Below are 26,991 nucleotides of genomic sequence, written 5' to 3' on the forward strand. Positions count from 1 at the left end.
AACTATTGTTTCGCTTAGAATGCCTATGGTAAAATGAAAAAAGTGGATTGAGAGGAGGCCAGGGATGAAAAACTTCTTCCTTAGAAATGGAATACTATATGCAATCCTCATCCTTGTGACCATTGGGGTCGTAAACTTGGTGGCTAACTCTGGGAATGACCTAGAGCAGCTTAACACCACTCAGTTTAAACAAAAAGTAGAGCAGAAGCAGATTATAGATGCGAAACTTCTGCCTGAGGGATTTACTTATCGAATCGACGGTAAGATGAAAGACCCGAAAGATGCAAGCAAGACGAAGATGTATTCAACTCAGACTCCTATGCTGGAGAGTGACATCGTCAAGTTACTGGAAACGAACCAGATATCGTATACGACAAGTCCTCCAAAGCAAGAGTCGATCTGGGTTACTGCGCTTTCTACGATTATTCCCTTAGTCATTGTTCTCTTACTGTTTTTCTTCTTACTAAACAACGCCCAAGGTGGCGGCAATCGAGTTATGAACTTTGGTAAGAGCAAAGCTAGATTATATAACGATGAGAAGAAGCGTGTCACATTCCAAGATGTGGCAGGTGCTGATGAGGAAAAGCAAGAGCTTGTTGAGATTGTGGACTTCCTCAAAGATAATCGTCGCTTTGTTGCTATGGGTGCACGGATTCCGAAAGGCGTACTTCTTGTAGGGCCTCCAGGAACAGGGAAAACCCTCCTTGCACGTGCAGTAGCTGGAGAAGCCAAAGTGCCTTTCTTCTCCATTAGTGGTTCGGACTTTGTTGAAATGTTTGTCGGTGTGGGTGCTTCTCGTGTTCGTGATCTATTTGAACAAGCGAAGAAAAACGCGCCTTGTATTATCTTTATCGACGAGATTGATGCTGTAGGTCGTCAACGTGGAGCAGGTTTAGGTGGCGGTCATGATGAGCGTGAACAGACATTGAACCAGCTACTCGTTGAGATGGATGGATTTGATGGCAATTCTGGAATCATTATGATAGCAGCGACGAACCGTCCTGATATCTTAGATCCGGCTTTGTTACGTCCAGGTCGTTTTGATAGACAAATCCTTGTGAGTCGCCCTGATGTAAAAGGTCGTGAAGCGATTCTAAAGGTACATGCTCGTAACAAGCCATTGGCCGACAGTGTAAAGCTTAATGTGATCGCTCAACGTACAACAGGCTTCTCTGGAGCAGATTTAGAAAACTTATTAAACGAAGCAGCACTTCTTGCCGCTCGTGAAAATAAGAAGAAAATCACCATGGACGAAGTTGATGAAGCTGTTGACCGCGTCATTGCAGGCCCTGCTAAGAAGAGCCGTGTAGTCAGCGAAAAAGAACGTAAAATTGTTGCTTATCACGAAGCAGGCCATGCGATTGTAGGGTATTACGTACCAAACGCAGATATTGTTCACAAGGTAACGATTGTACCGCGTGGGCAGGCTGGTGGATATGTGATGTCGTTGCCAAAAGAAGATCGCTATCTTGCTACGAAGGGTGAGCTCCTTGATCGCGTGACTGGGATCTTGGGAGGCCGTGTAGCGGAAGAGATTATCTTCGGTGAAGTTAGCACAGGTGCTAGCAATGACTTCGAGAAAGCAACTGCGATCGTTCGGTCGATGATCACGGAGTACGGTATGAGTGATCGCTTGGCTACTATGCAGTTTGGCCGTTCTCAAGGGCAAGTGTTCCTAGGTCGCGACATTGGTCATGAACAGAACTATAGTGATCAAGTTGCTTATGAGATTGACTCAGAAATGCAAGAGTTAATCCGTACATGTTATAAGCGTGCGATGGATATTCTAAATGAGCGTAAAGATCAGTTAGAGCTCTTAGCCCAAACGCTATTAACTAGAGAAACACTCGATGAAGAGCAAATCAAGCAATTGCTCGATACAGGTAAGATTGACGATAGACCTGTAGACGATGATGTTAAAGTGAATATTCAAGGGAAGGAAGAGCTGGATGCAGAGCCTTCGGTTGAGGAAAAGGCCGAAGAAGTAGCTCCAGAGGTTCCTAATTACTTGGATGAAGTGAAACCAACAGATATAGATGAAAAAGATGAGAAGAAAGACGATCCAAAATAAAAAAAGGGGGCGAGTGATTCGCCTCTTTTTTTTGTACGAGAGTAAGAAAAATGTTTAGGGAGGTACCTTTTTATGTCTGATTATTTAGTGCGATCTATCTCAAAAGATGGTAGCTTTCGTGGCTTTGCTGGGACTACGACTAAGTTGGTGCAAGAATTACAACGAAAACATGTTACATTTCCTACTGCAAGTGCCGCACTTGGAAGGACAGCCACGATGGGTGCACTCATGGGTTTAGAGCTAAAGAACAAGCAAGACGTGGTAACCATTCAAGTAAAAGGCGATGGGCCTCTTGGTGAAATGATGGTTGTCGCAAATGGTGAGGGGCATGTACGTGGTTATGTAGATCAACCAGACGTGATGATTCCATTAAAAGAAAATGGGAAAATCGACGTATCTGGTGGGGTAGGACAAGGATATATATACATTATGAGGGATATTGGGATGAGGGAGCCTTACCGGGGATCAGCTCCAATCGTGTCGGGAGAGCTAGCAGAAGACTTTACCTACTACTACTCTATCTCTGAACAGGTACCTTCTTCGGTCGGGTTAGGGGTACTTGTCAATCGGGATCAAATTTTGGTTGCGGGCGGCTATATGATTCAAGTCTTGCCGGGTGCAAGTGATGAGGCGATCGATGAATTAGAGAGGCGGATCATGGATATACCGTCTGTGACCACTTTGCTCGAAAGCGGATTAACTCCAGAGGATATGATTTATCGATTACTCGGGGACGATGCTGAAATTTTGGAACGTAAATCGGTTAAGTTTCAGTGTGCGTGTTCGCTTGAAAAGACCCAATCTATGTTGGCGAGTTTAGGTAAGAAAGATCTTCAAGATATTATCGAGCAAGATGAAAAGGCAGAGGTGGTTTGTCATTTCTGTAACTCTAAATACCAATTTTCGAAGGAAGAGCTGTTAGAGATATTGGGGGAGATCTCGGCTAGTTGATTAGTAATTGGATGACGAATCCAATTGATCGTTCACCATAAACTTGATAAGATAAACACATTAAAATCTCTGTATTTACTCGGAAATAGGGGGACCATAACTATGAAAGTCGCAAATAGCATTCTAGACCTAATCGGATCCACTCCTCTTGTAAAACTAAATCATATCGTAGGAAAAGCCGATGCGGATGTATACTTAAAACTAGAATTCTTTAACCCAGGTGGAAGTGTAAAAGATCGCATTGCCAAAAGCATGATTGAGGAAGCAGAAAAGCGCGGCGAATTAAAGCCAGGTAGTGTGATTATTGAGCCAACTAGTGGCAACACAGGAATTGGGCTTGCTATGGTAGCAGCGGCTAAAGGATATCCTGCTATTCTTGTTATGCCTGATACGATGAGTATGGAGCGTCGCAATTTACTTCGCGCATATGGTGCAGAGCTTGTTTTAACACCTGGAGCGGAAGGGATGCGAGGTGCTATTGTAAAAGCAACAGAGTTAGCGGAAGCAAACCCAGAATATTTTATGCCTCAGCAATTTAATAATATGGATAATGTAAAAGTACATCTTGAAACCACAGCACTAGAGTTATTAGACCAGGTTGATGGGGAATTGGATGCTTTTGTAGCAGGGGTTGGAACGGGAGGAACGATTACGGGTGTGGGTACCGTTTTAAAGAAAAAAATGCCTAATCTCCAAGTCGTCGCAGTAGAGCCATCCGCTTCTCCTGTATTATCAGGCGGAAAGCCGGGTCCACATAAAATCCAAGGGATTGGGGCTGGTTTCGTTCCAAAGATTTTAGATACAGAGATTTACGATGAGGTTATGCAAGTTGATATTGAAGAAGCATTTGAATTAGCTCGCAAGTTGGCTCGTGAAGAAGGAATCCTAGGCGGAATCTCTTCAGGAGCTGCGGTATCCGCTGCCTTGCGAGTAGCACGTCGCCTCGGTGCAGGGAAGAAAGTGGTTGCTGTCATCCCGAGTAGCGGGGAGCGTTATTTAACTACACCGCTGTATCAGTTTGACGAAGGAAAAATCTAGAAAAACAAGGTAGGCACGTATCAGCCATAGTGGGTTAATACGTGCCACTTTTTTATCTATGTCTAAAACAGAATCCATCCAATTTGTCAAGAACGAAAGATGAACCATTCTCGTTTTTATGCTAGAATAGGAAGATATTATATCTGAGTTGAGATGAGCGAAATAATGATTTGTATGATTGATAACTACGATTCGTTTACGTACAATTTGGTCCAGTATTTTGGTGATCTGGGCGAAGAGTTGTGGGTGGTACGAAACGATCAAGTCACCATAGAAGAATTAGCAGAGCGTTCTTTATCAGCGATCATCATCTCGCCTGGTCCAGGATCTCCAGAGGAAGCCGGGATTTCGATGGAAGTGATTCGTACTTTTGCTGGAAAAATCCCGATATTAGGTGTATGTCTGGGCCATCAGGCGATAGCAGAGGTCTTCGGAGGAAAAGTGATCCGAGCAGAGAGGCCGATGCACGGGAAAGTGTCGGAGGTACTTCATGATGGGAAAGGGGTATTTTCCCATTTACCAAATCCGATCATCGCGACTCGCTATCATTCGCTGATCGTAGATCGTCATCTACTCCCGGTCGACCTCGAAATTACAGCTGAGACAGCAGAGAATGAGATTATGGGGATTCGTCATCGGACGCTTGCTGTTGAAGGAGTTCAGTTTCATCCTGAATCAATCTTAAGTGAGTCTGGTAAGCAGATGCTTGCTAATTTCCTTCAGACTTATGCCAAGTAGGAGGCTAGTTACTATGCAGGGATTCCGGGTGGGGAACCGAGAATTACCTATCGGAAAGCGAACACTGGTCATGGGGATTCTCAATGTTACTCCAGATTCGTTTTCGGACGGGGGGCACTATCAAACAGTGGAACGTGCTTTCCTGCATGCGAAGAAGCTGATTGATGAGGGAGCAGATCTGCTTGATATCGGTGGAGAATCTACGAGGCCCGGAGCTGAGATGGTCTCACTGGATGAAGAATTAGAGCGTGTGATTCCCGTTGTAAAGCGCATTACAGCTGAGTTTGATACTCCTATTTCGATTGATACGTATAAGGCACAAGTTGCCAAGGAAGCAGTTCAATCAGGAGCCCACATCATCAATGATGTTTGGGGAGCGAAGAAAGATCCGTTGATGGCAAGTGTGATGTCTGAGCTAGATGTCCCGGTGATCCTGATGCATAATCGCGAGGTTCCGGAGTATCTAGATTTGATAGAGGATGTGAAAAAGGATCTTCAAGATTCGATTCAGCTTGTTATGCAAGCAGGAGTGAAACCAGATCGGATCTGGCTGGACCCTGGAATTGGCTTTGCCAAGAGCTTGCAGGAGAATGTGTGGGTCATGCAGCATTTAGACCAATTGGTGAAGATGGGGTACCCTGTACTACTTGGGACTTCTCGTAAATCGATGATTGGGAAAATCTTAGACCTCCCTCCCACTGAAAGGGTAGAGGGAACACTGGCTACAGTGGGATTTGGGATTCAAAAAGGCTGTCAGGTGATGAGAGTCCACGACGTACAAGAAACGGTACGGTTTTGCCGAATGATGGATGCTTTGGTATCCGCGCCCCTTGACTAGGAGGAAACGAGAATGGATCATATCTTTTTTGAGAAAATGCTTTTTTATGGTTATCATGGAGCATTTCCAGAAGAAAATAAATTAGGGCAACGCTTTCAGATCGATCTAAAGCTGTTTCTCTCCTTACAAGAAGCGGGATGCACGGATGACCTAACGCTTACAGTCGATTATGGCAAGGTGTATGAAACGGTCCAGCAGATTGTGGAAGGGGCTCCGTTTAAATTGGTGGAGAAGCTTGCTGAAGAAATCGCTACTCGTCTGTTATCCAGATATCCACTTGATGAAGTAGTGGTTCGTGTTACAAAGCCAGATCCTCCGATCCCTGGTTATTACCAATCGGTTGGTGTCGAGATTAGACGGGGGAAACAATGATGGTTCGTGCATATATAGGATTAGGTTCTAATATGGGGGACCCCGTTTCGCAGTTAGAACAAGCGATAGGGTTGATTCAAGATTCGCCTGATATTCAAGTTCGAACCTGTTCCTCGATCTATCGTTCTGATCCAGTAGACTATCTAGATCAGCCCGATTTTTATAATATGGTAGTGGAACTTGCGACCACTTTATCGGCAGAAGCACTTCTTAGGCGTTGTCAGGAAGTGGAACAAGAATTGAAACGTGTGAGAGTGATCCGCTACGGGCCTCGCACGATGGATATAGATATTTTGTTTTATGATCAACTTTTGATCCAAAAAGAAGACTTAGAAGTCCCGCACCCGAAGATGAAACATCGTTCTTTTGTGGTTCTTCCATTGGCTGAGATCGTGGAGGATACAGAACGTTTTTCTATACCAGGAACGAATGAAAATTTATGTGATTGGGTGGAGCAGATGGGGAATCCCCGGGGAATCCTCAAGCTAGACACTACGTTTATGAAAAGGGAGGAGGAAAAAACAAATGTGGAAAATCGGAAATGTTGAGCTGAAGAATCAAGTTGTTTTAGCGCCTATGGCGGGAGTGTGCAATCCTGCCTTTCGCCTGATTGCGAAAGAGTTTGGAGCAGGTCTCGTCTGTGCGGAGATGGTGAGTGATAAGGCGATTTTACACGGTAATAAACGGACGAAAGAAATGTTGTTTGTCGATGAACGGGAGAAGCCACTCAGTTTGCAAATCGTAGGTGGCGATCGTGAGACTCTTGTGGGAGCGGCGAAAGTGGTAGACCAATGCACGAATGCAGATATCATTGATATTAATATGGGGTGCCCTGTACCGAAAGTTGTAAATAATGATTCGGGAGCGAAGTGGCTTCTGGATCCAAACAAAATTTATGAGATGGTCTCTGCGGTAGTAGAAGCAGTCGAAAAGCCTGTTACCGTAAAGATGCGCATTGGCTGGGATGAAGATCACATCTATGCGATTGAAAATGCTCAAGCGGTGGAACGTGCAGGTGGATCGGGTATAGCTGTGCATGGTCGTACTCGCGTGCAGATGTACAAGGGAAAAGCAGATTGGAATATTATTCGTGATGTGAAACAGGCTGTTTCGATTCCGGTAATCGGAAACGGAGACGTCGCATCCCCAGAAGATGCCCGTAAGATATTAGACTTGACGGGCTGTGATGGGGTGATGATCGGACGTGCGGCATTGGGGAATCCTTGGATGCTATACCGTACGGTTGAATATTTGACTCATGGAACACTCGCTCCAGACCCAACTGCAAGCGAAAAGATGAGGATTGCTATTCTCCATATGGATCGTTTGGTTGCACTGCGTGGTGAATCGGTTGCAGTTCGTGAGATGCGTAAGCATGCTGCGTGGTACCTAAAAGGATTACGTAACTCCAATATCATCAAGGATGCAGTAAATGAGCAAGAAACAAGAGATGGTATGGCGAATCTATTATTAGGTTTTGCGGAGCAAGTAGAGAAAAACGAAGCCGAGGCAGAAGCTGAGGCTGTCTAATAAGAGGGTCAGGGGAGTTGAAGGTCAAGTGCAAGAGGAAATGAATGAGTTGTTACAAGTACGTCGTGAGAAACTGCAGAATCTGCGTGATCGTGGGGTAGATCCATTCGGGCAGAAATTTATACGTACTCATCATGCAACGGATGTGACAAGCCAGTTTGAGCCGTTTAGTAAAGAAGAGCTAACGGAGAAAGAGGAGAAAGTAGCCATCGCGGGACGCCTCATGGCGAAACGGGTACAAGGGAAAGCTTCATTTGCCCATCTTCAAGACCAAACTGGACGTGTACAAATCTATGTGCGCCTGGATGTAGTAGGTGACGAGCAGTACGAGACATTCCAAACAGCGGACATCGGGGACTATATCGGGATTCACGGTATTATGATGAAGACCAATCGCGGGGAACTAAGCGTTCGTGCGCAAGAAGTTTCGTTCTTGAGCAAATCCCTACGCCCACTACCTGAAAAATACCATGGCCTCAAAGATGTGGAGCAACGTTACCGGAAACGTTACCTGGATTTGATTATGAATCCGGAAGTAAAAGATACATTTATTGCTCGTAGCCAAGTGATTAGCTCGATGCGTAACTATCTAAATAACCATGGATATCTCGAAGTAGAAACACCTACTTTGCACAGCATCGCAGGCGGAGCGAGTGCTCGTCCGTTTGTAACGCATCATAATACACTTGATATGACGCTTTATATGCGGATCGCGCTAGAACTTCCTTTAAAACGCCTGATTGTGGGTGGATTAGAAAAAGTATACGAGATTGGACGAGCTTATCGGAATGAAGGGATCTCGACACGCCATAATCCTGAGTTTACGATGCTGGAGCTATATGAAGCGTATGCTGACTATCACGATATCATGGACCTAACTGAAAATATGATTGCGCATATCGCTCAAGAAGTTTGCGGGACGACGAAGGTTACCTATCAAGGAGAAGAAATCGATCTCTCAGTAGGTTGGACTCGGAAATCGATGATGGAGTTAATTCAAGAGCATGTAGGAGTCGACTTTATGGCTCAGATGACGGATGAAGAAGCTCGGGCCATCGCGAAGGAACATGATGTACATGTAGAGCCTACGATGTCATTTGGACATGTTGTAAATGAATTCTTTGAGCAAAAGATCGAGCACTTGTTGATTCAACCGACCTTTGTAACGGGGCACCCAGTAGCGATCTCACCATTGGCTAAGAAAAATGCAGATGATCCACGATTTACCGACCGTTTTGAACTGTTTATCGTAGGACGTGAACATGCAAATGCATTTACAGAGCTAAATGACCCGATTGATCAACGTCAGCGTTTTGAAGCACAGGTGAGTGAAAAAGCGGCTGGTAACGACGAAGCGCATCCGATGGATGAAGATTACTTGGAAGCGATGGAGTATGGGATGCCACCAACAGGTGGTTTGGGAATCGGAATGGATCGTTTGGTTATGCTTTTGACTGATGCACCATCGATTCGAGATGTGTTGCTCTTCCCGCATATGCGAGAAACACACGAATAGAAAATAAAAAGCACGGAAGTCACTGCCTTTCGTGCTCTTTTTTCTTCTTGTATACAGGGGTAGCTTGATAGAATGGTTGCCAACTAGAACGTTTTGTGAATAAAATAGAATCAAAAATGGATTTAACAATGGCAATAGATAGAGTTTATGTATTTTTCACATTACTTTCATTGGATTAATCGATATGAATAGAAGAAATTTCGTGGGATGGAAGATGTTAGTTTTATTAGGTTTCATTTTTCCAAGCACTTTTTATGAAATAGGCTGTTATAATAGATTTATGTAAACTAGTGCACAAGGGGAGGAACAAGTATGGGTCCCAAAAAAGAGAACCGAAGATTATTTGGACAAGGTTCCCAACTACCACAACAACCAAAACGCATGAATTTACCGCAGATGCGCGAACGGACCGGCGATGTAGAGGGAAAGCCCGTTGATCGTCAACAGCAACAGGTTCTCTCTTTCTTATCTAGTTTGCAATCAAACTTTACTTCGCTCGTTCGTTTAGTAGAAAAGCGGCTAACGTACGATAAAACAAAAGAACAAGCATTTGAACGATTATATCAAGAGATGGATTCGATGAAGCAGGATCAAGAATTAACAAATCTTAGGCCGCTTTACATAGACTTGATCTTATTACATGATCGGATGGAAATGATCTATAAAGACGGTGCGGAGAATGGAAGCCTCTCGCCCGAAGTAGCTGAGTTGCTTAAGTCTCTAAATGGAGAGTTAATGGAGATCCTCTATAGACGTGGAGTAGAGCCTATTTTCTTAGAATCGATTACATTTGATCCTCGTTATCAAGAGGTCGTTCAAGTGGTTCCAACTGAGATACAAGAAGAAGATAATGAGATTGCCGCAGTAGTCCGTAATGGATTCCGCTATAAAGAGGTCATTCTGCGACCTGCAAAAGTGATTATAAAGAAACATCGTGTATAAGTAACAGTACCATCTTCCCTGAAGGAGTGAAATTAATGGGTAGAGTAGTAGGGATCGACTTAGGAACAACATATTCCGCCATTTCCGTTGTGAACAAGTTTGGTAAGCCCGAAATCTTGGTGAACCGAGAGGGAGAGCGTATTACCCCTTCGGTTGTTTTATTTGATGGGGAAGACCCAGTCGTGGGTAGTATTGCGAAACGCTCAGCAGTAGCAAGTCCCTTTAATGTGATTCAGTTTGTAAAACGCCAAGTAGGGGACAAGAGCTGGCGCTTTATTACCGAACATAAAGAAGTGTATTCACCTGAAGAGATATCAGCCATCATCCTACGCCGATTAAAGGAAGATGCAGAGACGCTAACAGGAGAAAATATAACAGATGCAGTGATTACCGTACCTGCCTATTTCGATGATGCCCAGCGTAAAGCGACGCAGGATGCAGGCAAGATTGCAGGCTTAAATGTATTGCGCATCATCAATGAGCCGACTGCGGCTGCCCTTGCCTACGGTTTAGATAAAATGGATCAACGCCAAACCATCATGGTATATGACCTCGGGGGCGGAACGTTTGATGTGACCATCATGAGATTATCCCCAGAAGGGCTTCGGGTACTATCGACTGGTGGGGCGAAAAACTTAGGTGGTTGTGACTTTGACAACGAGGTTATGAATTATCTAAATGAAGAGTTCCGTGCTCAAAGTGATATTGATCTATTAGACGATCCGATGTATGAGCAAGATCTTCGCGATAAAGCGGAGATTGCGAAAAAAACGTTATCTTCTAGAGAGCGTACCAATGTGTTTATATCAGTTGGCGGTCATAATGCTTCTATCACCCTCACCCGTCAAAAATTTGATGAATTAACTAGCTCTTTGTTGCAATTGACTCGTGTCATCATGGAGAAAGTGTTATCTGACGCAGGTCTTCAATGGAAAGATATTGACCGTGTCTTGATGGTGGGAGGTTCCACCCGTATGCGGTCTGTACCAGCTCTCATCGAGCGTGTTACCGGAATCCGTCCTTCGCTAGATGTGAATCCCGACGAGGTTGTAGCGATGGGTGCTTCTATCCAAGGAACCCTCTTACATATGAAAGCGGGACTTTCTGATCCTGATCTGCTAAAGGCGTTTCCTGCTGTAGAAGTACAAGATGTGAACTCGCATAGCTTGGGTGTGGTTGCCCTAGATGAAAATGGAGCGGAAGTTAACTCGATTGTATTGAAAAAAGATACCGTCATTCCTGCTCGGGTAAGTGGCCATTATACGACTACGGTAGATGATCAGACTCAACTTCACATTCAAGTGACTGAAGGAGAGAGTAGTGACCTAGACTTTGTAAAAGTTGTAGGGGATGGAATGATTGAACTGCCCAATTATGTGAAGGGAGCGCCATTGGAAGTGATATTTGAGTATGATAGTGATGGAATTATCCATGTATCCGTCATCGACTCTACAGCAGGCGCTCTGCTCGGTGAAATTAATATTGAACGTACTTCCAACCTGACAGACGAGGAAGTAATGGAGAAGCAACAGCGAGTAGCACAACTTGCTATTAGTTAATGTTTCGAAGGAAAAGGCCTTAACTAGCGAAAACTAGTTAAGGTTTTTTTGCTTACATGATAGGAAACAGAGTAAATTGTGACAAAAAAAAGGATTTTGAATGGATCATAGCGAAAATGAAATGGTATGATGGGGGCATGGAAATTTATATGAGGATAAACTTGGAAGCGAGGAAATAAAATGCAAGACACTAGCATGATTCCTACTTTTATAGTGAATCTGTTTAAAGAAACATTGCCAGAAGAACAGCCAGAGATCTTTGAATCTAAGATTCCTGTAGAGGATCATGAAGGGGCTTACTATTTTGGACGATTCCATCCTTCAGGGAAGGTCTTGGTGGTACGAGAAGATGGATCCGTGCCATTCTTCGAAGAAGTGGAGCCCGTTGTCGAACGCGTATTGCAATATGAAAGCCTCAAAAAATCCAATGATCTATTATACGTGCTACTCACAGGCGAGCAAGAGATGTATCAAAGCTTAGTACAGATGCTAGAAGAGATTAAGAATCATTATGAAGAACACATGGACCTTTTCCCAAAAGAAGAATTTCAACGTGTTACTCAGACATCACACGTTTTATTTGTGCAACAAGGCGATTTAGAAAAGGCTAACGAGGAATTAAACCATCTAGCGAGTAACATGTATCGAAATCATGAAATTACCCCTAGTAACTTGATGAAGTTAAAGGCTTTACATATATCAGTTGCACAGCTTTTCCAGAAACAGATCTTAACGTACCATAAAACGACTCAGGATGAGCGTATTGTTGTAGAGTATTTGTACCGTCACACCCCTATTTGGAAGTTTAACTGGCGGGGTGTACTACGAGATTTAACATCGGTCCAAAAGCAGATCGCCACTGGTTTGTCTAAAGAACTACTTGAGGATTCCAATGTAACCCATTTGTTTAGCAAAGGGGCCTCCCTTTCACAAGAGGAAAAAGAAATGACGATGGAGCAAGTAGTAAATCATAAGACAGAAGTGGTTATGGAATTAATGAAGGAATTAGAACATGACTTAAACCAAGTATAATCCCACTACGGGTTATACTTGGTTTTTTCTACATGCTATACGTTTATAATAGGTTCCTCGTCGTCAAGGGCTTCTTTCTCGCCTTTTGGTATGTTCACTCTAAATAGCAGGATAATCCCGACCACGAAGAAGAATACAAGAGACAAAATGCCTAATCGACTAGAGCCGCTTAATTGTCCAACTAGAGCAAAAACAAATGGGCCTAGTATAGAAGCGCATTTACCCGTTAGACTAAAGAAACCGAAAAATTCCGTATTATGGTAGACTGGAACCATACGACTAAAGATCGAGCGACTAATGGCTTGGCTTCCTCCTTGGACGAGCCCTACTAATCCAGCGAGGATATAGAAGTGCATAGCCGACTGCATATAATATCCGATACAAACTAAGATGAGATAAGTAAACAGCGTAATAAATAACGTTACTTTGGATCCCACTTTTTCGGCTATTTTCCCAAATAACAAGGTGCTCGGAAAGCCGATAAATTGAGTAAGGAGTAGAGCGGTGATCAGGTGTGTGGTCCCGATGCCGATTTCTTTTCCATATATGGTAGCCATTTTAATAATTGTATTAATCCCATCATTAAAAAACCAAAACGCAATCAGAAACTTTATAAGTTCGGGATATTTTGTTATTTTGCTAAGGGTGTGACGGACATCTTGGAATCCAATTCGAGTCCATTGCCAAGCACTTCGCTTCTCTGTAGCAATCTTTTTTTCAGGGACATTTCGAAATAGCGGGATGGCGAACAGAAACCACCAGACTCCAACCGATGCCAGCGAGATTTGAGTAGCGGTCGTAGTGGTGACGCCAAACGTCTCGGCATTTAAGATAAAATAAAGATGAGCGGCGAGTAAGATTCCTCCACCAATATAGCCATATGAGTAGCCGACACTCGATACATAATCCCTTTTCTCTGGAGGGGCGATATCAGTCAGAAACGCATCGTAGAAGACATTCCCCCCAGAAAAGGCAATCGTCCCGATACAGATGAGTAGAGAGGCCCAAAGCCAATTTCCTGCTCCAATGGTAAACATGAGTAAACAAGAAATAGCGCCCATATAAGTAAAGAAACGTAGAAATATTTTTTTGGAACCACTGGCGTCTGCGATAGCTCCTAGGATCGGAGACAAGAGTAAAACGAATAGGGAAGCAATGGAATCTGTGTATCCCCAGTAAGCAGTCGCTGTTCCTGGATCTAATCCCTTTGCTGCTGTATCGGAGAAAAAAGTTGGCATTACAGCAGCGATGATAGTTGTGGCAAATGCCGAGTTGGCCCAGTCATAAAGAGCCCAACTACGGATGACTTTGCGATTCAGAATAATTCCTCCTTGTATAAATGTAAGATGAAAGCGTTTTTATCTAGTGTATCATATAACCTATAAGTGATGGATAAATAGGAATGGGGGATTCAAGTGGACCCGAAGAAAAAGAAATCTTCGATTGGTACATGGTTAGCAAGTTTGGGGATTTTACTCATTACGTTTGGTTCAAAGTTAAAGATGCTTTTTCCACTTCTAAAAGTAGGAAAGTTTTTACCCACTTTTCTTTCCATGATCCTTTCGATTTGGGCGTATACGTTAATTGCTCCTTTTCAAGTGGCTTTTGGTCTCGTTATGATGATTTTAATCCATGAAATTGGACATGTTCTAGCTGCCAAGCAGAGAGGATTGCCTGTATCCGCCCCTGCTTTTATCCCATTTGTCGGGGCATTTATTACGATGAAAAAGCAACCACAAGATGCAGAAACAGAAGCTTTCATCGCTCTGGGCGGACCGTTACTAGGGACAGTTGGAGCTTTGGGCTGTTGGATACTTGGTTATGTGACAGGGGATTCGTTTTATTACATGATTGCCTATATTGGTTTTTTCTTAAATGTATTTAATCTTATTCCCATTCATCCACTAGATGGTGGGCGGATCGTAGTCGCGATTTCGCGGTGGTTTTGGGTGCTCGGGTTAATCCTAGGTTTGGCACTGATTATCTATTTGAGAAGCATTCTACTCGCTGTGATTTATGTGATGTTTGTATATCAATTATATGCAAAGTATATAAGAAAGAAGAAGCCGCTAAAGCAACGAAGATCAAGAATCGAGATGTTATCGGTAAAGCTGGATGCACATCGATTTGAAGAAGTAGGTGCTTACATACCGAGTGAATTACACAGGCGAGAGCTTGATTACCAATACTATACAGATCTTGCAAGCAAGAGAACCTATCTAGATGTGTTTTACCCTAGCATGGGGCGGATTGCAACTATATCAGATCTGCGTGGGGAGATAAAACGAGTCCGTTTACTACGTACTCAAATGACCGATGATGGAAAAGTAGAGTTTGCCATTGAAATGGAATATCTCCCTTTTTATCTGCATGAAGGGGAGAGTTCATCTGAGGATAAGAGATATTATGAGGTTTCCAAAAAACATAGACTCATATATGGTGTTTCCTATCTAGGATTAGCTACATTGTTACTCTATATGATGTGGATTTCCCAGGCGCTGGTGCCTGAGGTTAGATAACGCACAAACCGCCTTGATTGGTTGGACGACTATCAAGGCGGTTTGTGTATTTAGATGTATAGAGAGGAGGCTCTAGGCCTGAATCCTTATTGTTTTTTGGAGTCGTTTTGTTTCTTCAGTTCCCAAAATTTACGGTCAATTTCCCGTGATTTATCGTTATAACGATCTGTTAAAAATGCTAGATCGTCCTTAATTCCAACGATTTTGTTTTCGACGCGCTCTAGCCCTGATTCAACATTGGTTAACCGCTTGTCCAAGTTTGCGATGTCAGACTCAACTTTGTTAAATCTTTCATCCATCTTCTTTTCCAGACCATTGACCTTCTTTTCGAAACCATTAATCTGCGTTTCCATACCGCTAATCTTCTGATCCATAATATATTTTCCCCTAAAATAAAAAGGTATGTGTTCTATACTGAAACACATACCCAGCAAATTGCTTCATTCTGTTTAAATGTCATTTCTATCCCAAACTACTTAACCGTAACCGTCTTCTCCACATGCTCATGTAGCTTGATAGAAGGCTTTTCTACATGTAGCTGCACATGATACTTTCCTGACTCAGCGAAGCTATAATCTTTACTATATTCGCCAGCTTTGCCCTCAGAAGCATCGATAAATTGATGTTTCTTGTCGCCGTCTTTCCATATTTCAAACTTCACGTTAGCGCCTGGTAACGGTTTTCCTTTTGTATCCATGACATGTCCTATTAATGAAAATGACTTCCCTTTTTCAGGTGCATCCGGGATCATGAGGTGCAGACTGGCTTTTTGATCCCCGTGATGGTGACCATGCTCTTCTGCTTTTTGTTCTCCTACTTGGAAGGTACCCTCTGCCATCTTATGATCCTTGTCGGTATACACATGAACGACTACATTGTATGTACCATCTTCCTTAAAGGAGTCACTAGCCGTATAATCCCCATTAGAGATATGCTTCGCCGGATATTGCTTGTGATCCGTGCTCGTCCCCTTCCAAACTTCAAACTCCACCTTCGCATTTGTTACCCCGGTTTCGCCTTGCTTCACGTTTGATTGGAAGGTTACAGGGTCACCCGTATTCGACTTATCTGGATTTGCACGGAATGAGACAGTCAATTCTCCAGTTGGTTGAGTTTGTTTTTGTTGCTCTGCTGGTTTTGGACCCCCACAACCACTCACTAACGACACAGTAGCCACTATACACACAGATGAAATCAATAACTTCATTTTCTTTCTCATAATAAAAAACTCCCTTTCAAAATAGTAGTGATATGATTTATAACTAAATAACAGACTATTACTGATCATAAAATGGATAACGAAAGGCCCAGAGTTGACCGATCAGTCTACTTCGTGCTCATATACCCTTGCTCAAACGCAAACCGAGTCAACTGCACCCGATTACTAACATGCAACTTTTGCATAATATTCTTCAAATGATTCTTCACTGTATACTCCGAAATGGTGAGCAAATGAGCAATATCCTTGTTGCTATTCCCTAATGCAACTAATGATAGGATTTCCTGTTCTCGTGATGTTAAACGGTGTTCTTGTTGCGTTTTTGACTGGCTCATAAACTCCGTTAAAATCCTTTTTGCTATTTCCTTGGAAATAGGGGCATCATCTTTCATGATGGCATGTAGATAATCTAACCAAATGGAAGGGTTTAAGTTCTTCAGTAAGTAGCCTTGAGCCCCTTTTTTTAGCGCTTCAAATAAATCGGTTACATCGTCTGATACAGTGACCATGACGATTTTAATGTGAGGAAGTTCTTCTTTTAATATTCGGGTTGCGTCTAATCCATTTAGTACGGGCATATTGATATCCATTAATACAAGATCAGGTAATAACTCCGTGCAAAGTTGGATCATTTCTTTTCCATTCGTCGCTTCACCGATTACATCAAAGGCGGGATCACTTCCTAAAATGATTTTGATAGCGGCTCTGGCGTGTTCGTGGTCATCGCCCATTACAACTCGATATTTGTTCATTCTAAGAAGCTCCTTTTTCAATCCATACTTTGGTTTTTCCCATCTCGTGTGTAATGGAGAATGCGGCCCCTAACTCTTCTGCACGATCTCGCATCATTTTACAGCCAAATCGATCGGTGTGCTCGAAAGGATCCTCTTGATATCCCTGTCCATCATCCTCGATTTCAAGTCGCCATCCGTGAGTAGTAGGCCGGAGATGGAGAAAAACATAAGTAGCTTGTCCTGCATGTTTGTATATGTTAGTAAGGGCTTCCTGGGTGATGGCTATTAGCTCAGTCTGCTCTTTCGAAGTAAGGGAATCCTCATGAATCTTTAATTGAACGGATACGGGAATCCCCATCTTTTTTTCAAATTCATTTACGAGTTCATCTATTTGCTGACTCCACGTCATCGGGATTAATTGGGTTCCTTCTTTTAATGTAGCGATGGAGTGGCGTACATAGTTATGAATTTGATGTAGATTGTTTCGAACAGGACTCCATTGGAGATTAGGCTGTTGCTTTTCTAGTAAATCGAGTTGGACAGAACATAAAAATAAGGTCTGAGCAATTCCATCATGCAATTCTCTAGCGATTCTCTCACGTTCCTGTAGGACTGCTTTTTCAGCAAGTTCGTTTTCTAACCGCTTCTGTAATTGTTCATATCGAGCAAACAATAATCGTGAGACGGTTAATGTGACGAAAAGCACAATCAAAGGAGAGAGCCAGTTTCCCATTTCCATCGAGATATGGGATAACAAAAAATCATGCCGGATATATTCCCATAGACCGATCACGATTGTAGGTAAAAGTAAAATCGACCAACGAATACTCTTGTATGACATACACACACCTCTCGTACAATAAGGATAATCATTTATCATATCATGAAATTAGATAACGCTTTATAACGATATATCGTTCGATCAACATCTTCTAATCACCTTAAACATTCTTATGTTATGACGAATTCCATCATAAATCTATAGCTCTTAGGAGGGATCATTTTGTCCAGTATTTGGTATATTTCAGAGTGGGAAATGGTATTACGACTTATGGTTGCTGCAGTTCTGGGTGGACTGGTTGGATGGGAACGGGAAGTAAATAATCATCCAGCAGGTTTTCGAACTCATATCTTAGTAAGTGTTGGCTCAGCCTTAATTATGCTGATTTCGATCTACGCATTTGTTCCGTTTATGGAAGCTGATCGTCGTTTCTTGTTCGATCCCGCACGTTTAAGCGCGCAAGTAGTAAGTGGGATCGGTTTTTTAGGTGCTGGAACCATTTTAAGACAGGGAGTAACTGTAAGCGGACTTACGACTGCGGCATCGCTATGGGTAATTGCTGCAATTGGGTTGGCTGTGGGATCTGGTTTTTATTTTGCTGCAGTGATTACCACACTGTTAGTCTTAGTCAGTTTAGAGTTATTAAATCGTATTGAGAAATATATGGTGAAAAAGTGTGCCCTATATCAATTTGAAATCATCATACAAGGGGAGGACCGAGGGAGAAGAATAGGTGATTTAGCCACCTATTTTGCGGGAAAAGGAATTCAATTGAAGAAGCTGCGTGTGGATGAAGAGGATGAAGCATCAAAAGAATTCCGTTTGACCATTACGCTTCGTTTGAATGATTCAAGTGAAGAAAGTTTGACCAATGTGATCGGAGATATTCAAAAAATAGAGGGTGTTCATGAAGTGAGAAGGATGATTTGAGCAGGTATGAAGCACTGCTATTCGTGGGAAACTGAAGAGGAAGATTGGGCTGGTTGGGTCATAAAAAATGATTGGCATTCTCCAATGAAAACGATATAATAAAATCAGAAGGTCAAAGATAGTCAAAGTCAGCAGGAGGTTTTCCGATGAGTAGTATTTCAGACATCATTGAACACTATCTAAAGCAGATGCTCGTTGATAGCGAACTGGGTGTCGTGGAAATCAAGCGGAGCGAGCTGGCTGATTCATTTCAGTGTGTTCCTTCGCAAATCAACTACGTCATTAGTACTCGCTTTACCTTGGAAAAGGGCTTCCTTGTCGAGAGCAAGCGTGGTGGAGGCGGTTACATTCGGATTAAGAAGGTTCCTGTATTAGATAGTCAAAGATACTATATCGAGCTATTGGAACGGATTGGAGATTCGATTCCCCAAGTGACTGCCGAGCATGTGATACACCGTCTAATCGAAGAAGGTTTTATGACTCCAAGGGAAGCTCATTTGATGAAAAGTATGATTTCACGAGATTTGATTCAACTACCTCTCATCCTGCGTGACCAGTTGCGAGCACGTATGATGAGGATGATGATTACCATATTATTCGCAAACAAAGGAGAGTGATGGATGTGCTCTGTCCTGAATGCGGAAAAAGGCCAGCTACGATTCATTACAAAAAGGTAGTGAATGGACAGAAGACAGAATACCACCTGTGTGAATTATGTGCACAGGAAAAAGGGGAGCAGATGCCCGGTTTTGATCACGGTTTCTCCTTCCACCATTTATTATCTGGTCTTTTAAATTTTGAACCGATTACGCAGATGGGGAATTCCCAAGACGATGCGAATCATTCACCGCAAGTACTTCGTTGTCCATCATGTGGTCTAACATATAATCAGTTTTCGAAGATTGGCCGTTTTGGCTGTAGCGATTGCTATTCGACATTTCAACAATGGCTAGATCCATTGATGCGGAAGGTCCATGGCAATACCAAGCATAATGGGAAAGTACCCGAGCGTGCCAGAGGAAAAATCCGCATGCGCCACGATTTAGAGAAATTAAAAGAACAACTACATCGCAAAATTCATGAGGAAGCTTTTGAAGAAGCAGCCCAGATTCGCGACCAGATTCGAGCCCTGCAAAGACAATTAGAAACAGAGTAGGAGGGGGACCTGATGTCATTAGAAAATTTTATCCAACGTGCAACGAGCGAATGGATGAAAGTGAAGGGGCCTCAATCTGACATTGTTTTTAGTAGTCGGGTGAGGATCGCCAGAAATCTAACCGAACTTCCATTTCCGATGATGGCGGGCACGTCTCAAGGAGAAAAAGTGGTAAAAACGATTGAAAAGGCTTGGAAAAAAATAAAGAAACACCAGCCTATACTGCAATCTGCTGAACTAATTCGCATGGAAAACTTAACGGATCTAGAGAAGCGAGTTTTGGTGGAGAAGCACCTAATTAGCCCTAGTTTAGCTGAAGACTCTAGGCATGGGGCGGCGATTATCAGCCACGATGAATCACTTTCGATCATGATCAACGAAGAGGATCATTTGCGCATTCAAGTTTTATATCCGGGGTTGCAGCTTGAAAAAGCGTGGGAACTGGCGAGTAGTATTGATAATTTGTTAGAAAAAGAACTCTCTTTTGCTTTCGATGATCAAGTTGGATATATGACGAATTGTCCGACCAATGTGGGTACGGGAATCCGTGCATCAGTCATGGTTCACTTGCCGGCACTCGCGATGACACAACAGTTAAACCGCCTTATACCAGCCATTATGCAAGTAGGTTTAGCGGTCAGAGGAATTTACGGCGAAGGCAGTGAAGCACTGGGGCAGTTGTATCAAGTATCCAATCAAGTCACATTAGGACAGTCTGAGGAAGAGATTATCGAGAATCTAATTGGAGTCGTCCTGCAGATGATCGAGCATGAGCAGTCAGCTCGGGCTAGGCTTACCAGTATCTCTATCATTCAGCTAGAGGATCGGGTATATCGATCGCTTGGCATTTTAGCCTACTCGCGGATCATGGACTCCAAAGAGGCGATGAAGCGATTGTCCGATGTGAGGCTTGGAATTGATTTAGGCATGATTCAAGATGTTGGCTCTAATGTCATGAATGAGTTAATGGTGATGATTCAGCCAGGTTTTTTACAACAATATGCAGGAGAGCGCTTGAATCCTGAAGAACGTGATATTCAGAGGGCTGATTTAATTCGAGAGCGTTTACGTATGGAAAAACAAACAGACTAGAAAAAGAGGTGTTAGCTTATGATGTTTGGTCGCCTAACAGAAAGAGCGCAAAAAGTGTTGGCACTTGCTCAAGATGAAGCAGTACGACTAGGTCATAGCAACATTGGTACGGAGCATATCTTACTTGGGTTGCTTCGTGAGGGAGAGGGAATCGCAGCAAAGGCATTAGTCGCTTTAGGATTGGGACTCGAAAAGATTCAAAAGGAAGTGGAGAATCTAATTGGTAGGGGAACAAACCAACCTACCAATATTGCCTATACTCCCCGTGCCAAAAAAGTGATTGAGCTATCGATGGATGAAGCGAGAAAGCTGGGCCATACCTATGTGGGAACAGAACATATCCTCCTTGGTCTGATCAGAGAAGGCGAAGGGGTAGCGGCGCGGGTACTAAATAATTTGGGAGTAAGTTTAAATAAGGCACGCCAACAAGTCCTACAGCTTCTGGGGAGTAATGAATCCGTTGCTGGTGGAGGCCACGTGGCTAGTGCCAATACACCTACTTTAGATGGACTTGCGCGTGATCTTACTGCGATTGCTCGTGATGGACATCTAGACCCAGTAATTGGTCGGGGGAAAGAGATCGAACGCGTAGTCCAAGTTTTATCTCGCCGTACTAAAAATAACCCTGTCCTCATCGGGGAGCCAGGAGTAGGGAAGACAGCAGTAGCAGAAGGCTTAGCTCAACGAATTGTTGCTGGGGAGATTCCCGAAACACTTCGTGGAAAGCGTGTCATGACGCTGGATATGGGTACCGTTGTAGCTGGTACTAAGTATCGCGGGGAGTTTGAAGATCGTCTGAAGAAAATTATGGATGAAATTCGCCAAGCGGGAAATATTATCCTATTTATTGATGAGTTGCATACATTGATTGGTGCTGGCGGAGCGGAAGGGGCGATTGATGCCTCCAATATTTTAAAACCAGCTTTGGCTCGTGGGGAATTGCAATGTATTGGTGCCACGACCTTAGACGAGTACCGGAAGTATATTGAGAAGGATGCCGCATTAGAGCGTCGTTTCCAACCGATTACGGTGGATGAACCTACAGCAGAGGAAGCAGTTCTGATCTTAAAAGGACTTCGGGATCGTTATGAAGCCCACCATCGTGTGAAGATTACAGATGAAGCGATTGAGCAAGCTGTGAAGCTTTCAGATCGCTATATTACAGATCGTTATCTTCCTGATAAAGCGATTGACCTCGTGGATGAAGCCGCTTCGAAGGTACGTCTTTCCTCTTATACAGTACCGCCTGATCTGAAAGAGCTAGAGAAGAAGATGGTGGATGTAAAGAAAGAAAAAGACGCCGCTGTGCAAAGTCAAGAATTCGAAAAAGCAGCTTCCCTTCGTGACCGTGAGCAAAAACTTCGCGAAGAGCTGGAATCAACGCGCAATCGTTGGAAGCAGGACCAAGGCAGATCGGACTCAGAAGTAACGGGGAATGATATTGCACATATCGTCGCAAGCTGGACAGGAATTCCGGTCGTCAAGCTGGCAGAGGAAGAATCGACACGCTTGCTAAATATGGAATCCATCCTGCATAATCGCGTGATTGGCCAAGAGGAAGCTGTGAAGTCAGTTGCTCGTGCAATTCGAAGGGCTCGTGCTGGACTTAAGGATCCTAAGCGCCCAATTGGTTCTTTTATCTTTCTCGGACCTACAGGAGTAGGGAAGACAGAACTGGCCCGTGCTCTTGCAGAATCGATGTTTGGTGATGAAACTGCGATGATTCGGATTGATATGTCGGAGTATATGGAGAAGCATACCACTAGCCGTCTGGTTGGATCGCCACCAGGATATGTAGGGTATGATGAGGGTGGTCAATTAACGGAAAAAGTGCGCCGTAAACCGTATTCCGTTGTTCTCTTTGATGAGATTGAAAAAGCCCATCCAGAAGTATTTAATGTCTTGCTACAAGTGTTAGAAGATGGGCGGCTTACAGATGGAAAAGGTCGTACCGTTGACTTCCGTAACACGGTCATTATTATGACTTCTAACGTAGGCGCTTCTATGATTAAGAATACTCGTCTAGGGTTTGCTACCGGTGATACGAGCAAAGACGAGTATGAACAAATGAAGAATAATGTCATGGAGCAGTTGAAGAAAAGCTTCCGCCCAGAGTTCTTGAACCGGATTGACGATTTGATTGTGTTCCATTCTCTCAAAGAAGAACATCTTCAAGAGATCGTAAATCTAATGGCGGAAGAGCTTCGTAGACGTCTTCATGAGCAAGAGATCGATTTTACTCTCACAGACGCCGCGAAAAATTATCTGGCAAAAGAAGGGTTCGATCCGCAATACGGAGCTCGTCCACTCCGTCGGGCGATCCAAAAGCATATTGAAGATCGCCTATCAGAAGAATTGCTTCGTGGTCATATCGGGCGAGGAGATGCAGTTCAAATTGATTTGAAAGACGGAGCTTTAGTTGTGGAAAAGGGAACGATTAAAGCAACGAAGTCAAGCAAATCGAAACAAGCTTAAACCATTTAGAACAGCCTTGAGGGATCTAGGCTGTTCTTTTTTCTAACCGATGAATGCCTTATTTGCTATAATGAGGAATGAATTCCATTTGAGCTTTGAGGTGAATCCTTTGGCAAAAGTTAAGACTCGATTTATTTGTCAAGAGTGCGGTTATGAATCGGCAAAGTGGATGGGGCGTTGTCCGGGATGTGAAGAGTGGAACACGATGGTGGAGGAGCGAGAAAATACTTCTCTACGGATTCCTGGGACGAATATCAAACCAAAAGCTAAGCGTGAGAAGGCTTCGCGAATTACTCAAGTGGAGAAATTATCTACCGATCGTACCGACACTGGTATGCGTGAATTAAATCGCGTACTTGGAGGTGGGCTTGTTCCGGGTTCGCTGATCCTAGTGGGCGGAGATCCTGGGATTGGGAAATCAACTCTTTTACTGCAAGCCACATATCGATTAGCGCGATCAGGTACTTCCATCCTGTATATTACAGGTGAGGAATCCCTAGAACAAATTCGTATGCGGGCCGAGCGGTTGGAGTCATTGCATGAAGATTTATACGTCGCTTCCGAGACAGACCTTACGGTTATTGAAGAATTAATAGGGGAAACGAATCCGAAACTGGTTGTGATTGATTCCATTCAGACGATGTATCATCCAGAAGTAACTTCTGCACCAGGAAGTGTGGCTCAAGTACGTGAATGTACGGGGCAACTCATGCGCTGGGCAAAGGAACAAGGTGTGGCCATTATCATTGTGGGTCATGTGACAAAATCAGGTGCTATTGCTGGCCCGAGGATGTTAGAACACATGGTGGATTGTGTTTTGTACTTTGAGGGAGAGCGTCACCATACATATAGGGTACTGAGGGCTGTTAAAAATCGTTTTGGTTCTACCAATGAAATTGGTGTATTTGAGATGAAAGAGCTTGGATTAGAGGAAATTGATAATCCATCTGAGGTGTTTTTAGCAGGGAGACCTGTGGGAGTTCCGGGTACAGCTGTTACGGCGAGTGTAGAGGGAACAAGGCCTGTTTTGGTTGAATTGCAAGCTTTAGTGACACCTACTAGCTTTGCGACTCCGAAGCGATCAGCTTCAGGTATAGATCATCAGCGCTTGACGATGATTATGGCGGTTCTCGAAAAAAGAATTGGTATGTTTTTGCAGAATCAAGACGCGTTTGTAAACGTGGTAGGGGGTGTTCGATTAGATGAACCCGCAGTGGACTTAGCGATTGCTGTAGCACTGGCATCTAGTTTTCGAGATCGTCCTACTGGAGTAAGTGAATTGTTTATTGGGGAGGTAGGGCTTACGGGTGAGGTTCGAGCGGTATCTAGGATCGAACAAAGAGTAGCCGAAGCTGTTAATTTGGGCTTCGAGAAGGTAATACTACCAAGTAAGAACTTACGTGGTTTAACACCGCCTTCGGGTGTCAAATTAATCGGTGTCGATAGTGTGACAGAGGCTTTAAAAGAAGCGATGGGGGGGTAGACATTCATTGAGCAAAGAATTTGATGCAATTTTAAGTGGAGCACTAAAACTCCTTGCTCCAGGAACTTCCTTTCGAGAAGGACTAGATAATGTACTAGGTGCTAAGACAGGCGCACTCATTGTGGTAGGGTACGATGATTCTGTAAAGGAACTTGTAGATGGTGGTTTCCATATTGATAGCTCTTTTACAGCCGCTCATCTGTATGAATTATGCAAAATGGATGGTGCCATTATTTTAAGCAGTGATGTGAAACGGATTCATTATGCAAATGCACAGCTTGTTCCAAGTTCTTCCATGCCTTCTACAGAGACGGGAATTCGCCATCGAACTGCGCAACGAACGGCGAGACAGACGGGTAAACTGGTTGTATCCATCTCCCAGCGCCGTAATACCATTACGGTTTATAAAGGCAGTGTTCGATATGCCTTGCGAGATATTCGTGTGATCTTGACGAAAGCAAATCAAGCGATACAAACATTAGAAAAATATAAATCTGTACTCGATCAAGCTACTACCAATCTAAGTGCACTTGAATTTGAAGAGTTGGTCACCCTAAATGATGTGGCTCTCGTAATTCAACGAATTGAGATGGTGCTCAGGATTAAACGAGAGATTCAGAGCTATATCAACGAGTTAGGATCAGAAGGTCGGCTTATTCATATGCAATTAGAAGAATTAGTTTCCCATGTAGAAGATGAAGCAGAATGGTTGATTAAGGATTATGCGAAAGATCCAGTCGTTCAAACGCCAACGAAGGTGTTTGAGGATCTAAAGCATCTTTCAAGTGATGATCTATTAGAACAGATCCATATTGTACGAATCCTAGGCTATCCAGGCAGCACCAATCTCCAAGAAGGTTCTGTTGCGCCGAGAGGGTATCGGATTTTAAATAAAATTCCTCGTTTGCCAGGAAATATTATCCAGAAGCTTACATTCCGTTTTGAGAAGCTGCCCAAAATTATGATGGCCTCCATCGATGAATTGGATGATGTGGAAGGAATTGGTGATGTCCGAGCAAGGGCGATTCAAGAAGGTTTACGGAGGATTCAGGAACAGGTCTTTATTGACAGACATATCTAAATACCTTACAATGAAACATTATACAAATGAACGAAAATGAAAAGGTCCTGAATAGGACTTAAATCCAATAGGGGGTTCCCTGTATGTTTACAAAGTCATTGCCTAACTGTTTGACCGTCGGGAACTTATTCCTCGGTATCATGGCTATTTTGCTGGCGATTCATGTAGAGCAATATTGGGAATATGCCGCGATCATGGTCATTATCGGGATGTTATTAGATGGCTTGGATGGTCGTGTAGCTCGTATGCTAAATGCACAAAGTGAATTCGGAAAGCAATTGGACTCATTATCAGATCTTATTACATTTGGTGTTGCTCCGGCAGTTATTATGTATGTATCGGTTTTACAACCTATGGGCTTCGGAGGCTGGGTTGTAACCGCGATTTTCCCTATCTGTGGGGCATTACGCCTTGCTCGATTTAACGTTCACCCTGGAGTGCCAGGTTACTTTATTGGGCTACCGATTACCGCGGCGGGTGGAATTTTAGCTACATTGGCACTCTATAAAACCTATGTAGATAGCCCAGTGATTTTGCTAGTTGCTACTTTATTCCTATCCTATCTGATGGTAAGTCAGATCCGATACCCAGCCTTCAAGAAAACAGCGATTCCAAAGAGCGTTTACTGGATTGCTCCGATTTTCTTGATTGCAGTTGCCATTGCAGCGATCTATTTTCCAAAAGAGCTTCCAAAGGTGATCTTTATACCGCTAGGAATCTATGCATTATACGGTATTAAAAAGACACTTGAGCGGAAAAAGCGCACGGAAGAGCATGATGAGCCAATTGAAGAGTAGGTATGAGTGATGAAACAACCCGTACTGGGTTGTTTCTCTTTGTCGTGCGCCCGGCATGGGCGTAGTCTATAGGGTGAAAGTCCCGAATGGTGAAGGTAGCAGTAGCCATTAGCTTAAGGCAAGGGTGTCCACCGTGA

The 26,991-nt window shown here is 43.4% G+C and carries 26 protein-coding genes; 21 read left to right on the plus strand and 5 right to left on the minus strand.

Going from position 1 to position 26,991, the window contains the following annotated elements; all coding sequences use genetic code 11:
• Positions 1-64 precede the first annotated feature (64 nt).
• The 12 genes from ftsH (at position 65) to EDD57_RS09065 (ending at position 12,587) form a co-directional block, all read left to right on the plus strand.
• Positions 65-2,071: an ATP-dependent zinc metalloprotease FtsH gene (ftsH, locus tag EDD57_RS09010; RefSeq protein ID WP_131849129.1), complete on the plus strand. Its 2,007-nt coding sequence runs from the start codon at positions 65-67 to the stop codon at positions 2,069-2,071.
• Positions 2,072-2,143: 72 nt separating this feature from the next.
• Entirely contained in the window at positions 2,144-3,022 is an 879-nt protein-coding gene (hslO, locus tag EDD57_RS09015) for an Hsp33 family molecular chaperone HslO (protein ID WP_131849130.1), read from the plus strand.
• Positions 3,023-3,124: 102 nt separating this feature from the next.
• The gene (cysK, locus tag EDD57_RS09020; protein ID WP_131849131.1) at positions 3,125-4,060 is read left to right on the plus strand and encodes a cysteine synthase A; all 936 of its coding nucleotides are present in this window, start codon (positions 3,125-3,127) and stop codon (positions 4,058-4,060) included.
• Positions 4,061-4,225: 165 nt separating this feature from the next.
• A complete protein-coding gene (locus EDD57_RS09025) occupies positions 4,226-4,798 on the plus strand; it encodes an anthranilate synthase component II (RefSeq protein ID WP_131849132.1) in 573 nt (190 codons plus the stop codon).
• 13 nt (positions 4,799-4,811) lie between these two features.
• On the plus strand, positions 4,812-5,636 hold the full coding sequence (folP, locus tag EDD57_RS09030) for a dihydropteroate synthase (protein ID WP_207896814.1): 825 nt from the start codon (positions 4,812-4,814) through the stop codon (positions 5,634-5,636).
• A gap of 12 nt (positions 5,637-5,648) precedes the next feature.
• On the plus strand, positions 5,649-6,008 hold the full coding sequence (folB, locus tag EDD57_RS09035) for a dihydroneopterin aldolase (protein ID WP_131849133.1): 360 nt from the start codon (positions 5,649-5,651) through the stop codon (positions 6,006-6,008).
• Positions 6,008-6,556 carry a 2-amino-4-hydroxy-6-hydroxymethyldihydropteridine diphosphokinase gene (folK, locus tag EDD57_RS09040; RefSeq protein ID WP_131849134.1) on the plus strand — a complete coding sequence of 183 codons (549 nt, stop codon included), beginning with the start codon at positions 6,008-6,010 and terminating at the stop codon, positions 6,554-6,556. Before folB ends, folK begins: the two co-directional genes overlap by 1 nt.
• Complete coding sequence (gene dusB, locus EDD57_RS09045; protein WP_131849135.1) at positions 6,534-7,538, plus strand: tRNA dihydrouridine synthase DusB; 1,005 nt, start codon at positions 6,534-6,536, stop codon at positions 7,536-7,538. Before folK ends, dusB begins: the two co-directional genes overlap by 23 nt.
• Before the next feature lie 40 nt (positions 7,539-7,578).
• Positions 7,579-9,054 carry a lysine--tRNA ligase gene (gene lysS, locus EDD57_RS09050; protein WP_165873740.1) on the plus strand — a complete coding sequence of 492 codons (1,476 nt, stop codon included), beginning with the start codon at positions 7,579-7,581 and terminating at the stop codon, positions 9,052-9,054.
• Positions 9,055-9,366: 312 nt separating this feature from the next.
• Positions 9,367-9,996, plus strand: a complete 630-nt coding sequence (locus EDD57_RS09055) for a nucleotide exchange factor GrpE (protein ID WP_131849137.1) — start codon at positions 9,367-9,369, stop codon at positions 9,994-9,996.
• Between the two features lie 35 nt (positions 9,997-10,031).
• Positions 10,032-11,555, plus strand: coding sequence for an Hsp70 family protein (locus EDD57_RS09060; RefSeq protein WP_131849138.1), 1,524 nt, complete (start codon positions 10,032-10,034; stop codon positions 11,553-11,555).
• Between the two features lie 180 nt (positions 11,556-11,735).
• Positions 11,736-12,587, plus strand: coding sequence for a hypothetical protein (locus EDD57_RS09065; protein ID WP_131849139.1), 852 nt, complete (start codon positions 11,736-11,738; stop codon positions 12,585-12,587).
• A gap of 35 nt (positions 12,588-12,622) precedes the next feature.
• On the opposite strand, the gene EDD57_RS09070 is transcribed toward EDD57_RS09065, so the two are convergent.
• Positions 12,623-13,924, minus strand: coding sequence for an MFS transporter (locus EDD57_RS09070; RefSeq protein ID WP_341539668.1), 1,302 nt, complete (start codon positions 13,922-13,924; stop codon positions 12,623-12,625).
• A 78-nt stretch (positions 13,925-14,002) separates the two neighbouring features.
• On the opposite strand from EDD57_RS09070, the gene EDD57_RS09075 reads away from it, so the two are divergent.
• Complete coding sequence (locus tag EDD57_RS09075; RefSeq protein ID WP_131849141.1) at positions 14,003-15,106, plus strand: site-2 protease family protein; 1,104 nt, start codon at positions 14,003-14,005, stop codon at positions 15,104-15,106.
• A gap of 86 nt (positions 15,107-15,192) precedes the next feature.
• Here the strand turns inward: EDD57_RS09075 and EDD57_RS09080 are convergent, their stop codons facing one another.
• The 4 genes from EDD57_RS09080 to EDD57_RS09095 all read right to left on the minus strand — a co-directional run bounded on the left by EDD57_RS09080 (position 15,193) and on the right by EDD57_RS09095 (position 17,900).
• A complete protein-coding gene (locus EDD57_RS09080) occupies positions 15,193-15,480 on the minus strand; it encodes a hypothetical protein (RefSeq protein WP_131849142.1) in 288 nt (95 codons plus the stop codon).
• A 98-nt stretch (positions 15,481-15,578) separates the two neighbouring features.
• Positions 15,579-16,325, minus strand: a complete 747-nt coding sequence (locus EDD57_RS09085; RefSeq protein ID WP_165873738.1) for a FixH family protein — start codon at positions 16,323-16,325, stop codon at positions 15,579-15,581.
• A 107-nt stretch (positions 16,326-16,432) separates the two neighbouring features.
• Positions 16,433-17,077, minus strand: a complete 645-nt coding sequence (locus tag EDD57_RS09090) for a response regulator (protein WP_131849144.1) — start codon at positions 17,075-17,077, stop codon at positions 16,433-16,435.
• A gap of 1 nt (position 17,078) precedes the next feature.
• Positions 17,079-17,900, minus strand: a complete 822-nt coding sequence (locus EDD57_RS09095) for a sensor histidine kinase (RefSeq protein WP_165873739.1) — start codon at positions 17,898-17,900, stop codon at positions 17,079-17,081.
• 162 nt (positions 17,901-18,062) lie between these two features.
• On the opposite strand from EDD57_RS09095, the gene EDD57_RS09100 reads away from it, so the two are divergent.
• From EDD57_RS09100 to pssA, 8 genes are all read left to right on the plus strand, one after another.
• Positions 18,063-18,770 carry an MgtC/SapB family protein gene (locus EDD57_RS09100; protein WP_131849146.1) on the plus strand — a complete coding sequence of 236 codons (708 nt, stop codon included), beginning with the start codon at positions 18,063-18,065 and terminating at the stop codon, positions 18,768-18,770.
• A gap of 146 nt (positions 18,771-18,916) precedes the next feature.
• Positions 18,917-19,387 (plus strand): CtsR family transcriptional regulator, encoded by a 471-nt coding sequence (locus EDD57_RS09105; protein ID WP_131849147.1) that lies wholly within the window; start codon positions 18,917-18,919, stop codon positions 19,385-19,387.
• A 5-nt stretch (positions 19,388-19,392) separates the two neighbouring features.
• On the plus strand, positions 19,393-19,926 hold the full coding sequence (gene mcsA / locus EDD57_RS09110; protein WP_131849148.1) for a protein-arginine kinase activator protein McsA: 534 nt from the start codon (positions 19,393-19,395) through the stop codon (positions 19,924-19,926).
• Positions 19,927-19,938: 12 nt separating this feature from the next.
• Positions 19,939-21,018, plus strand: a complete 1,080-nt coding sequence (mcsB, locus tag EDD57_RS09115; RefSeq protein ID WP_131849149.1) for a protein-arginine kinase McsB — start codon at positions 19,939-19,941, stop codon at positions 21,016-21,018.
• An 18-nt stretch (positions 21,019-21,036) separates the two neighbouring features.
• On the plus strand, positions 21,037-23,493 hold the full coding sequence (locus EDD57_RS09120) for an ATP-dependent Clp protease ATP-binding subunit (RefSeq protein ID WP_131849150.1): 2,457 nt from the start codon (positions 21,037-21,039) through the stop codon (positions 23,491-23,493).
• A gap of 109 nt (positions 23,494-23,602) precedes the next feature.
• Positions 23,603-24,976: a DNA repair protein RadA gene (radA, locus tag EDD57_RS09125; RefSeq protein ID WP_131849151.1), complete on the plus strand. Its 1,374-nt coding sequence runs from the start codon at positions 23,603-23,605 to the stop codon at positions 24,974-24,976.
• Between the two features lie 7 nt (positions 24,977-24,983).
• A complete protein-coding gene (gene disA, locus EDD57_RS09130; RefSeq protein WP_131849152.1) occupies positions 24,984-26,057 on the plus strand; it encodes a DNA integrity scanning diadenylate cyclase DisA in 1,074 nt (357 codons plus the stop codon).
• Positions 26,058-26,140: 83 nt separating this feature from the next.
• On the plus strand, positions 26,141-26,854 hold the full coding sequence (pssA, locus tag EDD57_RS09135; RefSeq protein WP_131849153.1) for a CDP-diacylglycerol--serine O-phosphatidyltransferase: 714 nt from the start codon (positions 26,141-26,143) through the stop codon (positions 26,852-26,854).
• Positions 26,855-26,991 lie beyond the last annotated feature (137 nt).

It is taken from the genome of Baia soyae (assembly GCF_004341445.1).
In the GTDB taxonomy this organism is placed as follows: Bacteria; Bacillota; Bacilli; order Thermoactinomycetales; family Thermoactinomycetaceae; genus Baia; species Baia soyae.